This window comes from Verrucosispora sp. ts21, assembly GCF_002879555.1.
GTDB classification, from domain to species: Bacteria; Actinomycetota; Actinomycetes; order Mycobacteriales; family Micromonosporaceae; genus Micromonospora; species Micromonospora gifhornensis.
Genome location: NZ_PNOZ01000023.1, coordinates 39,944 through 54,040, shown reverse-complemented (window position 1 = coordinate 54,040; position 14,097 = coordinate 39,944). Strand labels below are relative to the sequence as shown.

At 72.7% G+C, this 14,097-nt stretch carries 11 protein-coding genes; 1 reads left to right on the top strand and 10 read right to left on the bottom strand.

The window, feature by feature from the left end:
* Positions 1-86: 86 nt before the first annotated feature.
* The 10 genes from C1A38_RS12605 to C1A38_RS12560 all read right to left on the bottom strand — a co-directional run bounded on the left by C1A38_RS12605 (position 87) and on the right by C1A38_RS12560 (position 13,134).
* A complete protein-coding gene (locus C1A38_RS12605; protein WP_102658012.1) occupies positions 87-773 on the bottom strand; it encodes a COG4315 family predicted lipoprotein in 687 nt (228 codons plus the stop codon).
* A gap of 199 nt (positions 774-972) precedes the next feature.
* Positions 973-1,749 (bottom strand): anti-sigma factor, encoded by a 777-nt coding sequence (locus tag C1A38_RS12600; RefSeq protein WP_102658011.1) that lies wholly within the window; start codon positions 1,747-1,749, stop codon positions 973-975.
* Complete coding sequence (locus tag C1A38_RS12595) at positions 1,746-2,438, bottom strand: sigma-70 family RNA polymerase sigma factor (RefSeq protein WP_102658010.1); 693 nt, start codon at positions 2,436-2,438, stop codon at positions 1,746-1,748. The genes C1A38_RS12600 and C1A38_RS12595 overlap by 4 nt, the downstream gene beginning before the upstream one ends.
* An 83-nt stretch (positions 2,439-2,521) precedes the next feature.
* Positions 2,522-3,379: a spermidine synthase gene (locus C1A38_RS12590; RefSeq protein WP_102658009.1), complete on the bottom strand. Its 858-nt coding sequence runs from the start codon at positions 3,377-3,379 to the stop codon at positions 2,522-2,524.
* Positions 3,379-4,332 carry a hypothetical protein gene (locus tag C1A38_RS12585; protein WP_102658008.1) on the bottom strand — a complete coding sequence of 318 codons (954 nt, stop codon included), beginning with the start codon at positions 4,330-4,332 and terminating at the stop codon, positions 3,379-3,381. Before C1A38_RS12585 ends, C1A38_RS12590 begins: the two co-directional genes overlap by 1 nt.
* 7 nt (positions 4,333-4,339) lie before the next feature.
* Entirely contained in the window at positions 4,340-6,814 is a 2,475-nt protein-coding gene (locus tag C1A38_RS12580; RefSeq protein WP_102658007.1) for an AAA family ATPase, read from the bottom strand.
* Positions 6,814-7,962, bottom strand: coding sequence for an exonuclease SbcCD subunit D (locus tag C1A38_RS12575; protein WP_102658006.1), 1,149 nt, complete (start codon positions 7,960-7,962; stop codon positions 6,814-6,816). The genes C1A38_RS12580 and C1A38_RS12575 overlap by 1 nt, the downstream gene beginning before the upstream one ends.
* A gap of 37 nt (positions 7,963-7,999) precedes the next feature.
* Complete coding sequence (locus C1A38_RS12570) at positions 8,000-9,766, bottom strand: ATP-binding protein (protein ID WP_102658005.1); 1,767 nt, start codon at positions 9,764-9,766, stop codon at positions 8,000-8,002.
* A gap of 184 nt (positions 9,767-9,950) precedes the next feature.
* On the bottom strand, positions 9,951-12,254 hold the full coding sequence (locus C1A38_RS12565; protein ID WP_102658004.1) for a hypothetical protein: 2,304 nt from the start codon (positions 12,252-12,254) through the stop codon (positions 9,951-9,953).
* Between the two features lie 133 nt (positions 12,255-12,387).
* A complete protein-coding gene (locus tag C1A38_RS12560) occupies positions 12,388-13,134 on the bottom strand; it encodes a pyrimidine reductase family protein (RefSeq protein WP_102658003.1) in 747 nt (248 codons plus the stop codon).
* Positions 13,135-13,285: 151 nt separating this feature from the next.
* Between C1A38_RS12560 and C1A38_RS12555 the strand changes: the two genes are divergently transcribed.
* Positions 13,286-13,849, top strand: coding sequence for a plasmid pRiA4b ORF-3 family protein (locus C1A38_RS12555; protein ID WP_102658002.1), 564 nt, complete (start codon positions 13,286-13,288; stop codon positions 13,847-13,849).
* Positions 13,850-14,097 lie beyond the last annotated feature (248 nt).

Here is a 14,097-nt window from a genome sequence, read left to right as displayed (position 1 = left end):
GCCCGACTGATTCGGCTCTATCCGACATACGACGATGGCCGGCCGCGCCCCCGACGGGCTGCGGCCGGCCATCCGACTGAACAGGGTCAGTAGTCGTAGTCCGAGTCGGAACTGTCGGACTTGGTCTTCGAGGGCGGCTCGACCGCCTTCGGGGTGCCCTTGGGCAGGCACTCCAGGTTCTTGCTGCCGTCGGGGTTGACCACGAACCAGGTGCCGCCGACGCCCTGGCCCTTCCACTGGCCCGGCTTCTTGTCACCGATGTAGGTGTAGAGCGGCCAGCCGTCCAGGGTGATCTGGCGGGTGCCGTCGGGGCGGGTGATGGTGCCGACCGCGTCGTCGGAGACGCCCTTGAGCTTCGGGTTGCCGTCGGTCAGCGCCGGCGGCCACACCTCGGCGCACTGGCCCTCGCAGTTGGTGGCGGGCGGGTCGTTGCTGTCGCGGTCGAAGCGGTACAGCAGGAAGCCGTCCTGGTTGACGACCGCGCTGCCCATCCGGGGGAACTTCTTGCCGGTCAGGCTCTCGGTCAACTCGGCACCGTCGGGCAGTGGGGCGTCGGCTTCAGGCTCCGCTCCGGGCGACGCGGAGGCGCCCGGTTCGGCGCTGGCCTCGGGGTCCGCGCTGCTCTCCGGGTCCGGGGTGGACGTGGAGTCGGCCGCGGCGACAGCGACCGGTTCCGCCACGCCGGGGTCTGCTCCGTTGTAGCCCGCGGGCGCGCAGGCCGTAAGTGCGACCATGGCGCTCGCGACAACGACGGTGCGCTTCATCTTTGCCACGTGCCCTCCTCATACTTGACAAGTCACCGGGAAGTACGGGAAACGAGGCTGTCAAGGTTGAAAGCAGAAGGGTGGCTCATTTCACACCCGGATGATTGAACCGGAATCGACAGCTGTCCGTGTGTGGGCGTACCTCAACCCGGCGCAGACGAGCAAGGGCCCGCCTCGACCGAGGCGGGCCCTTGCTGCGCTGTGGTGGTCAGTTGGCAGGCACCGTCACCAGCGGCTTGCCCGCACCCTTGCCGTCGACCTCCTGCACCTCGAAGTGCTTCACCGCGTCCAACTTCGACGACGTGGCGGCGGCCAGGCTCAGCTTCTGCGGATTGCTGTTGGTGCCGTAGCCGCCCTGCGGCACCGACCAGGTGGAGATGACCTCGGTGCTGGCATCCTCGCGCACCACCACCAGCCGGCACTCGCGAGGACCGGGCAGCCGACCCAGCGTGAAGGCGATGTTGGTGCCGAAGTCCTTCGAGGCGAGGAAGAACGTCGCCGTGACCCCGGTGGTCGGGTCGGTGACGTTTACCTGCCTACCCTCCTGCTCGGTACCGCCGACTCCCGGACCAACCGGGTCACCCGAGCCGGTGTTCGGCACCTGCACCGGCCCGCTGGTCGGCCCGGCGACCTGCGGCGCGGTGCCGCTGTCGGCCAGGTTGCTGAACACCACCCCGGTGATCCCGCCGAAGACCACCACCGCGGCGGCGGTCGCGAGGATCTGCCGGAACCGTGCCCGGCGGCGGTGCGTACGCATCGCCACCAACGTCCGGTCCAGCAGGACCGGATTCGTGTGGGTCTGCTCCAGCGCCGTCACCGACTCCGCGTCGATGTCGGAGAGCAGCCCGACCACCGGCACCATCGACTCCAACTCGGCGGCGCACGCCCAGCAGGTTGCGAGGTGTTCCTCGAACCGTTCCATGTCCTGTTCGTCCAGCACGCCGAGCGCGTACGCGGCGACGTCCATGTGGTCAACCCGGCTCATTCCGTCACCCCCCTCTCCTGCAAGGCTGTGCGCAGGGCGCGCAGCGCGTAGTAGACCCGTGACTTGGCGGTGCCCAACGGCAGCCCAAGTTCCTCGGCCGCCTCTGGCACCGTACGTCCTCGGAAGTAGGTCGCGACCAGGATCTCCCGGTGCGACTGGCTCAACGTTCGTAGTGCGTCGGCGACCGTCATCGAACGCAGCACCCGGTCGGTGTTGTCCGACTCGGCGAACGCGGTCAGGTCCCGGTCGTACGTCTCGGCCGGCCGGGCCTGTTCACTGCGGTGCTCGTCGATGGCGATGCGCCGGGCCACCGTCACCAGCCAGGGGCGCAGCGACCCCTGCCCCTGTGTGCCCAGCCGGTGGGCGTTGCGCCAGGCCCGCAGCAGCGTCTCCTGGACGATGTCCTCCGCCCGCTGCCGGTCACCGCCGGTCAGCCGCATCACGAACATCAGCAACGGACCGGCGTGTTCCGCGTACAGGGTGCGGATCAACTGGTCGGAGTGGGCGGCCTCGGTGGTCGTCGCCTGGTGGCGGCCAGGGGCGGGTCGCGGCGTCACCGGGCTATTCTGGCGATCCGCCGCACGCGAGTCGACCCCGTTGGTGGTCGTGGTCGGCCGCGACTGGGACCGGGCGGACATCCAGTCCGCCCGCACCCGCTCGCCGCGCCAACCGGCCGCCAGTGCGTGCATGCAGACCTCCGTTGTCCATGGACAGAAAGCCGTCCCCCCACGGGCATGGCTGCCGATGGATACGCACGGCCCTGCCGAACAGATCAACGTCGGACGGAAAAAATTCCCGACGGCGGTGGCGTGGAGTCGGTGGCCTGCTCGTCGTGGACCACGGCAGCACCCCCGACGAAGTGGTCGAGGTCGGCTCCGGCGAGGACCCGGCCGGGGAACCAGTCACCGGCGGCCCGCCGGGTCAACTCCGCCACCGGTGGCTCCTGCCGGCCGGCGACCAGCACCAGGTTGCCGTAGCGGCGGCCGCGCAGCACCGCGGCGTCGGCGACCAGGCAGCCCCGAGGCAGCACGGTACGAACGGTGGCGACCTGCCCCCGGGCGTAGCGCAGCGGCGGGCCGTCGGCGAGATTGGCCAGATACCAGCCGCCCGGCCGCAGCACCCGGGCCACCTCGGCGGCGTACTGGACCGAGGTCAGTCGGGCCGGTGTGCGGGCACCGGCGAACACGTCGGCGACCACCACGTCGTAGCTGCCGTCCCGGGTGCTGGTCAATGCCGCGCGGGCATCGTCGACCCGCACCTTCAGACGTGCGTCGGCCCGCCACGGCAGGGCCCGCCGGACCAGGTCGACCAGGGCGGCGTCCACCTCGACCACCCGCTGGGCGGAGCCGGGTCGGGTGGCGGCGACGTACCGGGGCAGCGTCAATGCGCCACCGCCCAGGTGCAGCACCCGCAACGGGGTGCCGGCGGGCGCGATCAGGTCGAAGGCGGCGGCCAGCCGCCGGACGTACTCGAACTCCAGGTGGGTCGGGTCGTTCAGGTCCACATGCGACTGTGGTGCGCCGTCCAGCATGAGCGTCCACGAGCCGGGGCGGTCCGGATCCGGGGCCAGCTCGGCGAGCCCGGTGTCGACCTGTTCGGTGACCCGCTCGGTGTCGCGGCGGCGGCCCATCAGCGGTTGGTCCGGGCGGCGGCGGTCAGCGCACGGTGCAGCAGCCGGGCATCACCCAACCGGGACCGCAGCAGCCGCTCCAGGCCGGCGATCGGCACCAGATTCTGTGGAGCCCGGGGATCCTTGTACGGGCTGGAGGCGAACCGGGGCAACGTGACAAGCGACAGATCCGCCAGCCGTACCGCCTCGGTGATCTCCAGGTCGGCGGAGCATTCGATCCGGACGATGCCGGCCCACGGCGCCCCGGCGGCCACCGGCAGCCGCAGATACCACGACCAGCCACCCCAGGCGGTGCCGAGCCGGAACACCGGTGACCGGTGACCCGGCGCCAGCCCGGTGACCACGGCGGTGAGCCGGGCGTCGAGATACTGGCTGTGCTGGGTCTTGATGTAGCCGAGGGTGCGCGGCAGTTGCCGCCGGTTGCGTAACGGCCCGTCCACCACCAGCAGGTCGTCATCGGTACGGGCGGCGTCGGAGACCTCCACCTCCAGCGCGGTCAGCGGCCCCTGCACGGCGGCCGGCAACTTCGCCAACTCGCCGGTGCCGCTGACCCGGTGCACCGGATAGCGGACGTTGCCGGCCACCACCCCGCCCGCCGACGGGCTGGCGGTGAACAAGCCCCGGCCCACCCTGGCCCCGGCCAGGTGCGCCGCCCCACGCTCCAGATCGCACCGCACCACCCCGGCGGCGTACGACGCGGCCAGGCCGGGGAAGGAGGTGCCGTCCTCCTCGGCCGTCCAGACGCTGGCGTCGATCCGGCGTACCCCGTCGACGAGCAGCACCACGTCCGGGGCCCGCACCCCCGGGCGCGGGCCGATGGCCCGCCAGTCCACCGCGGGCAACTCGGCGTCGGCGTCGACCTGGGCGCTGCTCGGCGCGGCCGGCCCCGCCGCCGACGCCTCGAACGAGGCCCCGTAGGCGGGATCCCAACTGTCGACGAAGAACCGCGTCATGGGAGCCTCACCGGCCGGTGCGTTCGACGCGGGCCGAGCGGGCGTCCTTGCGTACCTCGAAGCGGACCGGGATCCGTTCGGCCAGCGCCGGCACGTGGGTGACCACACCGACCATCCGGTCGCCCCGGGCGGCCAGGTTCTCCAGGGTGGCCGCGACGGTGTCGAGGGTGGCCGCGTCGAGAGTGCCGAAGCCCTCGTCGAGCACGATCGACTCCAGGCTGGCCGCCGTGGTGGAGAGCCCGGCCAACTGCTCGGACAACGCCAACGCCAACGCCAGCGACGCCTGGAACGTCTCACCGCCCGACAACGTCCGCACGCCGCGCCGCAGACCGGCGTCGTGGTGGTCGACGACGAAGAACTCGCCCTTGTCGTGGATCAGGTCGTACTGGCCGCCGGACAGCTCCCGCAGGATCCCCGACGCCCCGTCGACAAGCAGGTCCAGGGCTTCGGCCAGCAGCCACCGCTCGAAGTTGTTGGCCCGCAGGTGCCCGGCCAACGCCCGGGCGACCTGGGCCTGCCGCTCGTGCTCGGCGCGCTGCTCACGCAGCTCGGCGGCCTGCTCACGGCGCTCGACCAGCCGACGCAGCTCGGCCTCGGCCCGCTCCACCGCGACCGTGGCGGCGCGTACCGGATCGTCGGGGGCCGGCAACCCGGCGTCGGCGAAGATGCCGTCGATGCGGGCGGCCACCGCGCGGGTCGCCGCCTCCGCGTCGGCCACCGACGCGGCCAGGCCGTCCCGCTGCGACCGGCGCTGTCGCGCCTGCTCCTGCGCCCACTTCGCCAGGGTGGCCCAGGCGGCGGCCAGGTCGTCCCGGTCCGCGGCCGGCGGACCGAAGCGGGCCAACCCGTCGCGGGTGCCGTCGAAGTGCCGCCACGCCGTACGCAGCCGCTCCTGCGCGGCATCCACCGTGCCCCGCGCCCGCCGGGCGGCGTCCCGACCGGCCCGTACCGCCGTGGCCGCCTCGTCCAGCGCCGCCCGCAGCCGGGTGTGTTCGTCGAGTCGCTCGCGCAGCGTCTGCGCGCTCGCCGCGTCGGCGAGCCGTTCGTCCAGTGCGGACAGTCGGGTCTGTATCCCGTCGTGTTCGGCGCGGGTGCGCACCAGCACCCGGTCCAGGTCCCGTGCCGCCGCGTCGCGTTCGACCACCAGCCGTTTCGCGGCCTCGCTGGCCGCCCGCGCCGACTTGCCGGCGGCCACCGCGCGGGCCACCGCCGACCCGGCCGGCATCGCCGGCACCCGGGCCACCACCTGCTCGCACACCGGGCAGGCGTCCCCGTCGTTCAGGTGCGCCCGCAGCGCCGCCGCCTGGTCGGCGGTCTTCGCCTCCTCGTGGGCCTGGAAGGCCGCCGCCAGCTCCGCCTCGGCCCGCTCGGCCGCCGCGGTCGCCTGCGCCAGCGCCGCCACGGCCGCGTCGTGTTCGGCGCCGGCGGCCTGCACCGCTGCGCGCAGCGCGTCGGCCTGACCGGCCAACTGCTCCCGCTCGGCGTAGGACCGCAGCTGCAACCGCAGGGTGCTCTCGTCGCCGAGGGCGGTCAGTTCGCCGCGCAGCTTCTCCTCGCGCTCCTCGGCCAGCGACACCGCGTCGACCGCGGCGTCGGCCGCCGCCCGGGCGGCGGTCACCGCCTGCGTCAGCTCGGCCGTGCCGTCCGGTGCCCGGACCGCGTCCAGCACGGCCAACTCGGCGTCGAGGGCGGCCAGCGCCTGCGTCACCTCGCGCGCCGTCGCCCGCGCCGTCTCCAGCTCCGGTACGGCGGCAGTCACCGCCGTGGCCAGCTCGGTCATCCGCTCGACCTGCTCGGTGGCCCGTTCCAGGGTGGCGTCGTCGGTGTCGGCGAGCCCGGCGAGCAACTGGTCGACCGTCTCCAGCTTCGCTTCGGCCTGCGCGGCCCGCCCGGTGGCCCGCTGCTGCACCTGCTCGTAGACGCCGAGGCCGAGCAGGTTGACCAGGATCTGCTGCCGGGTGGCCGGCCGGGCGTGCAGGAAGTCGGCGAACTGCCCCTGCGGCAGCACCACGCAACTGGTGAACTGTTCGTACGGCAGGCCGACCGCCGCCAGCACCGCCTCGTCCATCTCGCCCGGGGTGCCGGCGACCACCTCGCCGAGATCCTCCGGGCTCAGCCCGGTGTCCAGCTTGGTGACGTCGAAGCCGTCCGGCATCAGCTGCAACCCGGCGTTGGCGGTCTTCACATTGCCCCGGCCGTCGCGGCGCACCACCCGGGTCGCGACGTACCGGGCCCCGGCCGACTCGAACACCAGCCGCACCCGGGCCTCCGTCGCCGACGGAGCCAGCGCGTTACCCAACCCGCGCGTGCCACCCCAGCGGGGCACCGTGCCGTAGAGGGCGAAGCAGATCGCGTCGAGCACCGTCGACTTGCCGGAACCGGTGGGCCCGACCAGGGCGAAGAAGTCCGCGTCGGTGAAGTCGATGGTGGTCTCGTCGCGGAACACGGTGAAACCGGCCAGGTCCAGTCGCATCGGCCGCATCAGTGCTCGACCTCCTCGAGCAACTCGTCGAAGAGGTCCCGGACACCGTCGTCGGCGTGCCCCCGACTGTCCAGGTAGTCGGCGAACAACTGCCGGGGGGAACGCCCGGATCGTTGGGCGACCCGGGTGCCGCTGCCCGGCGCCGGCACCAGCTCCGGGTCGATGCGGATCTCCAGCGCCCGGGGGAACAACTCCTGCACCTCCTCGCGCAGCCCGGCGCGAGGCTGCTCGCGCACGTACACCCGCAGCCAACCCTCCGGCGCGGTGATCCCGGCGAGCTGCGCCAGCGTGCCGCGTACGGTGTGCAGCGCCGTCGCCGCCGTCACCGGCACCTCCCGCACCTGCGCCGCGGTGGTCGCGCTCACCTCGACCAGGGTCACCGACGGGACGTTCTCCTGCTCGCCGAAGTCCACCGCGAGGGGTGCCCCGCTGTAGCGGATCGGGCACGGCCCCTGCACCCGCTGCGCGCGGTGCAGATGCCCGAGCGCGACGTAGTGCGCGGTGCCGGGGAAGACCGTGGCGGGCACCGCGTACCCCATCACCGTGTGCGCGTCCCGTTCACCGCCGCCGGTGGCCGCCCCGACCACGGTCAGGTGGGCGGTGACCAGGTGGACGCGGTCCGGCTCGGTGAAGCCCTCGGTCAGCCGGGACAGGATGCGGCCCAGGTGGTCGGCGTAGGTCTGGGTGGTCTCCGCGGCGGTCAGCTCGTACATCTCCACCGCGCGGATGGCGTACCGCTGGGACAGGAACGGCAGGGCGGCCAGCTGCCAGCGTTCCCCGCCGGCGGTGGTGCCGTCGATGACGTGCTCGGCCGGGTCCTCGCGGACCGCGCCGCGCAGGGTGATGCCGGCGGCCTCGGCCCAGGGACGCAGCGCGTCAAGCGCCGGGCCGTTGTCGTGGTTGCCGCCGATGGCGACCACGTCCGCGCCGGTACGCCGCAGCGCGGTCAACGCCCGGGTGACCAGCCGGGTCGCCTCCGCCGTCGGCGCGGCGGTGTCGTAGAGGTCACCGGCGATGACGACCAGGTCCGGCCGCTCCTGCCGGGCGATGTCGATGACCCCGGCCAGCACGTTCTTGTGCTCCTCGGCCCGCGACTGTCCCTTGAGGACCTTGCCCACGTGCCAGTCGGAGGTGTGCAGGATCTTCACCGGGCCGGCCTCCTCGCGCTCACCACAACCAAGCTCCTCAGAACGGGATGTCGTCGTCGACGCTGCCGCCACCGGAGCCGACCACGGCGAACGGGTCGGCGGACTGGGTGATCGAGCGCAGTGTCTGCGACGGCGCGGCCCCGGCCTCGGAGACCCGGGTCGCCCAGGCCGGGAAGGGGAACTCCAGGCAGAGCGGGACCGGGATGTCCGGCTGGTTGACGAACATCGTGCCGGGCTTGGCCAGCAACGCGCGTTGCCGCTGGGCCGGCGGGAGGAAGCCGTACTCGGGACGCGACGCTTCGGCCGGGTCGAGCCGACCCACCACCCGGATCGCCGAGTTGGTGACGATGCGGCGTTCCACCTCGCTGGCGGTCTGCTGGGCCCCGATGAGGATCACCCCGAGCGAGCGGCCCCGCTCGGCGATGTCGAGCAGCACCTCCTTGATCGGGGAGGAGCCCTCCCGCGGGGCGTACTTGTTCAGTTCGTCGAGCACCACGAACAGCAGTGGCTTGGCGGTGCCGGCCTTCTCCTTGCGTTCGAACTCGCTCTTGAGCGTCACACCCACCACGAACCGCTGCGCGCGGTCGGGCAGGTTGTGCAGGTCGACCACGGTCACCTGGGCGCTCTCCGCGGTGTTGATCGAGTGCGGGCGGCGGGTGGCCAGGTCGCCCCGGATCAGCCGGGACAGGTCCTTCTTGCTGCCGATCAACCGCCGGGCGAAGGCGTTGACCGTGCCCAGGCCGACCGCGCTGCCGGCCCACTCGCCGCGGGTCTCGTCGTCGCTGAGCTGCTCGACGATGTGGTCGACCAGGTCGCCGTAGCTGCCCAGGCGCACCCCGTCGAGGCTCACCCCGCCGTCGGCCGGTTGGGCGTAGCGGGCCAGGTGGGCGGCGACCGAGTGGACCACCATCGTGTACTGCTGGCGTTCATCGTCGGCGTCGGCGAAGACGTACGGCAGGAGCCGGTCGGCGCAGAACTCCGACAGCGTCCAGTAGAAGCTGTCGACCCCGGTGAGTCGGCTGCTCACGTCGGGGGTGCCGGAGGAGTCACCGACTCGGGGCGGGGCGTACACCCGTACGTCACCGAAGGCGTCGGCGACCAGGCCGAGGCGGGCGTACGCGGCCCGGGTGGCGTCGTCGAGCCGGGTGTTCGGGTGGTCGAGGAAGAGCAGGTCCTCGCCCTTCACGTTGAAGATCAGCGCCTTGGCGTTGACCGCGTCACCGCCCAACTGGCCGGAGCGGAACACCGAGTAGAGCAGGAATGTGGCGAAGCTGGTCTTGGTGGCCACCCCGGAGATGCCGGAGATCGACACGTGGGCGCCCCGGGTGCCGTCCAGGAAGTCGGCGTTGAGGTAGACCGGCACCCCGTCGCGGCCGGTGCCCATCGGGATGCGGCGCTCCATCCGGTCGAAGTGCAGCGCCCGCGCCCGGGCGTCGCCCTCGGCCCGGTGCACCACCGCGCCGGGCTGCGGCGGCACGTAGAACTCCGGGTCGACCCGGGTGGTGGTGATCTCGGCGGCCTCCTGCACCTGGGCGGGCAGGGTGCCGTCGGCGATGGCGAACACGTCGGAGTCGAACTGGGCGCCCTCGTGCCGCGCCCGGACCTGGGTGACCACCCCGGCGATGGTCACCGGCTCCCGGTCGGGCAGCTCCCGGCGGGTCACCACCACGTCGTCGAGTTGCAGATAGCTGCCGGGGGCGACGGCCGTCCAGAACTGCAGGGGAGTGGCGTCGGCGGTGCCGAGCACCCGGCCGACACCTTCGCCCGGACCCTCGCCCGTGACGTCGAACCCCGGGTCAGTCATCGGGCGGCTCCTCCTCGGCGGTCATGGCGTCCTTGGCGGTCATCGCGGTCGGCACGCACGCCCTGCATCCTGCCGGAGGAGTACGACACACCGCCACGCGACGCGGCGGAGGCCACGTCGGGACTCCGGGGCCGACCGCGCAGCGCGACGACGCCCCCACGGCACGTGCCGGTTGGCGGGATTCCTACCGGTCCGGGCCGAGGTGGAGCAGGTCCGGGTCGAGTCGCCCGGCCAACTGCCGTACGGCAGCCTCGTACTGCGGATCGGTGTGGTAGGGCCAATGCTGGTCGATGCGGGGCGGCACGGTGTCGTCCGGCGGCACGGTGACCTCGACCGGATCCCGCAACCGGCGGTCGACGGTGCCGGCCGGCGGCGGCACCCGGGGCGGCTGCCCGGGCCAGTGCGCGGAGAAGACGGGACCGCCGATCGGGTCGGTGTCGCGCCACAGGTTGATCCATCGCCAGCCGACCCGGTCGCCGACCTCGTGCAGCACGTCGTCACCGAGGAAGGCCGGACAGAGCCGGGAGTAGAGCCGGTGCAACGGGCTGCCGTGGGTAAGCAACGCCACCCGGGGCAGCACCTCCCGCGGCAACTGGAGCAGGGTGGCGGCGGCGAGCACCGAGCCGTGGGAGTGCCCGGAGAGGATCACCCCTCCTTTGCGGGCCAGTGCGCTGACCCGCTTGGCGAGTTCCGGCACGGCCCGCTCGGCGTAGCAGGGCGGCGCGAACGGATGCACCGTACGCGGCCAGAACGTGCCCAGGTCCCAGAGCACCGCGACCGAGCGGCGGGTGCCCTCCGAACGGTAGGAGACCACCCCGAGCACGACGATCCCGACCGCGACCAGCCCGATCACGTAGATCCCGGCGTCGGTCGCGAGCGCCAGGTTGGTGGTCGCCTGACCGTCGGTCCCGGCCAGGTGCCGTGACAGCTCCGACGGCCCGATGCCGATCAGGTCCAGGGCGACGATCGCCACGCCGAGCAGGGACAGCACCAGGAAGACGACGAAGATCGGCCCGAGTTGTTCGGTGAACGCCGCCCGGGCGACGACCTCCCGGACGGCGGTGCGCTGGGCCAGCGCCTCCGGCGGGGGATCGGGGAAGTCTCGTCGGACGATCTGCTCGGCCAACCGGCGTCGCCGCCGTCGGGTCGCGACGATCCGCCAGAGTGCCGCGATCGCGACGACCATGATCGCCGCCAGCCCGGCCAGTGCCGCCCAACGGTAGGAGACCGGTGGCTCCAGCGGCGGTGCGCCGGGTCGTACCGGCCGTGCCGGGTTCGGGATGTCGCCGCGGTCCAGAAGGTCGGCCACCCGGTACACCAGCGCGGCGGCGAATCCGTAGGCGGCGGCGACCGCCGCGGTGGCGAGCATCGGGCCGGCCAGACCACCCAGCCACAACGAGGTTCCCGCGCGGCTACGCCGGCGCTGGTGCCAGGTGGTGACGGTAAGCGCGATCAGCAGGCCGGCCTGGACCGCGATCAACGCGGCCACCGCGCCCTCGTATCCGGGTAGTTGCCCGTGCGGCGGCTCCGGTTCCAACGGCACCACGGTGTAGGCGAGCGACAGCAGGGTGACCACCGTCGTCGCCTGACGCAGCCGCCGCACACCCCGCATGTCGACAGGTCCCCGGCCCGGCCCCTCGTCGACGGCGCGGGCCGGGCGGCAGAGCAGGACGGCCGCGACGGCGAGCAGACACCAGGCCGCACCGAAGAGCACGTACACCACGGGCGTGGGACGGAGATGGATCTGCGCGCCGAGCAGGATCGTGTCGAGGGTGCCGAGCCCGACCGCGACGTGCAGTGTCAGCAGCCGACGCACCACGATCGCGTCGCTCCAGAAGCCTGGTTGGTCGATGCGGTCCTCGCCGAGGGCGTCGCGCGCCTGCCCGGGCACGGCCGGAAACGCTTCGAAGACCCGGGACGAACGTGCGCCGAGCCACCACAGCAGCCGCAGCGCGGCGATGGGCACCAGCGCGAGGATCGCCAGGCGCGGCCCGAGGGGGATGCTGCCGAGCCAGGCCAGATAGCCGCGACCCGCCCGGCAGGGCTGGTAGCCGACGCACTGCCAACCGACCAGGTCGATGCTCACCCCCACGACGGACAACACGAACGCCGCGGTCAGGGTGGCGGCGAGCAGCCGGCACAGCGGGCCGATCAACCCGCCGGCCCCGCCGGTCGCCGGCCGCGCCCAGACGGCGAGGTTGACAAGCATGAACGGCAACAGGAACAGCAGGGAGAGGGTACGCACCGTGGCGCCGGCGGTGAGCGCCCCCCAGCGGTACGCTTCGATCTTCAGTCCGCCGGGCCGGTCGCTGATGCCGAACCCGGGCCGGGGGCGGTAGAAGGCGGCGTTGTCGTCACCGGCGACCCGGATCACCACCGGGTGGTCCAGCAGCGTCTCGGCGGAGGTGCCCGAGACGCCGTGCACCCGTAGTTCGACCACCTCGTGCGTCAACGTCCCGTCCTCCGGCACCTGCCGATCCCGGTTCACGGTATTGAGCTGACCTGGGCGCCGGTGGCGGTTCGGCCATTTCCGCCGACACTCGTGCAAGCGGTCAGGCGGCTGTCGCGCAGGTGGCTGCCGTGCTGTTGGCTGTCGTGCTGGTGGCTGTCGGGGCCGGCGGTCAGGGGCGGGCGTGGCGCAACAGCAGGGTGCCGTCGCCGGCGAGCAGCACGTGGCGCAGCGGCAGGTGCCGTGCCGCGCTCGGCGTACCGGCGGTGATCCGGCCGGCGCCGGCACCGGCGAGCAGCGGCGCCACCGACAGACAGACCTCGTCGACCAGGTCGGCGGCGGTGAGCGCGCCGAACAGGTGCGGGCCGCCTTCGCAGAGCACCTGGTCGAGGCCACGCCGCCGTAGTTCGGCCAGGCCGACGGCGAGGTCGACCTCGTCGGCGCCGCAGTGCACCAGGTCGGCCACGGCGGCCAGGTCCGGTGCCGCGGGCGCGCCGTCGCGGGTGAGCACGATCGGGCGTACCGGCGCGTCGGCGAAGGCGGCCTGGGCGGGGTCGAGGTCGAGACTGTTGGAGACCACCACGAGCGTCGGATATTCGGCCAGCCCGTGCCGGCGTCGCCAGGCGCGGCGCTGTTCGTCGAGCCGCAGCGCCCGGTAACCCTCGTGACGCAGCGTGCCGGCGGCCACCAGCAGCGCGTCGCAGACCATGCGCAGTAGCCGGAAGACCCGCTTGTCGGGCTCGCCGGACAACCCGGCCGAGTAGCCGTCGAGGCTCACCGCGCCGTCGACGCTTGTCACGAAGTTCATCCGCAGCTGCGGCGTGTCGGCCCGGCGATAGAGCGCGGTCAGCGCATCGTCGTCCAGCGGGGCGGGTGACGGATCCGGCCAGAGGGCGGAAATCGGCGCGTCGGCGGTCATTCGCTGGCCGGACCGGTGACGACGGGGGTGGGTCGAGGGGTACGGTGCTGGCAGTCGCACCAGTTCCGGCCCGGGCAGTCGTCGTGCCGCCGCGCCCGGCACGCTCGGCAGATCATGCTCGCAGCCTATGCCGAGGAAGGATGGGACACGCATGCCGCGTCAGATCTTCCAGCTGAGGATCTCGCTGTCCGGGGTTCGTCCCACGATCTGGCGGCGGGTGCTCGTGCCCGGTGGCTACACGTTGGATCGCCTGCACCGGGTGGTGCAGCACGCGATGGGTTGGCGCGACTGTCACCTGCACTCGTTCGAGATCGACGGCGTGCAGTACGGCGAACCGGACCCCGACGGCGATCTGGCGCTGGACGACGAGTTGACCCTGCACGACGAGTTGGACGTGCGGCTGGACGCGGTGGCGGGCAAGGGCAGCCGGTTGCAGTACACGTACGACTTCGGTGACTGGTGGGAGCACGACCTGCTGGTGGAGGACGTGGTCACCGCCGATGCCGACGAGCGTTACCCGAGGTGTGTCGACGGCGAGCGGGCCGCTCCGCCGGAGAGCGTCGGCGGTGCGCAGGGGCACCTGCTGCTGCTCGCCGCACTCGCCGATCCGGGGCACCCGGAGCACGCGGCGATGCGCGCGTGGGCCGGTGACGGTTTCGACCCGGAGGCATTCGACGCCGGCCGGGTGACCACACTGCTGCGGCGCTTCTGCTGATCAAGGACGTTCCGGCAACGTGGCCGGCCGGTCTTCGAGGCTGGCACGAAGCGGGATCAAACCGGTTCGGTGGTAACGATCTGGGAACGCTCCCAATGGCCTATTGACACTCCTGATACCTCCCGGCAATCTCATGGGAGCGTTCCCAAGGGGCGTAGATCACATCTCAGCGCGCCCCGGGGCGTCGACGACCGGCTGACCAGCCGGCGGCCGGCAGACGCTGCGGTACCCCCCCACCACATAAACCA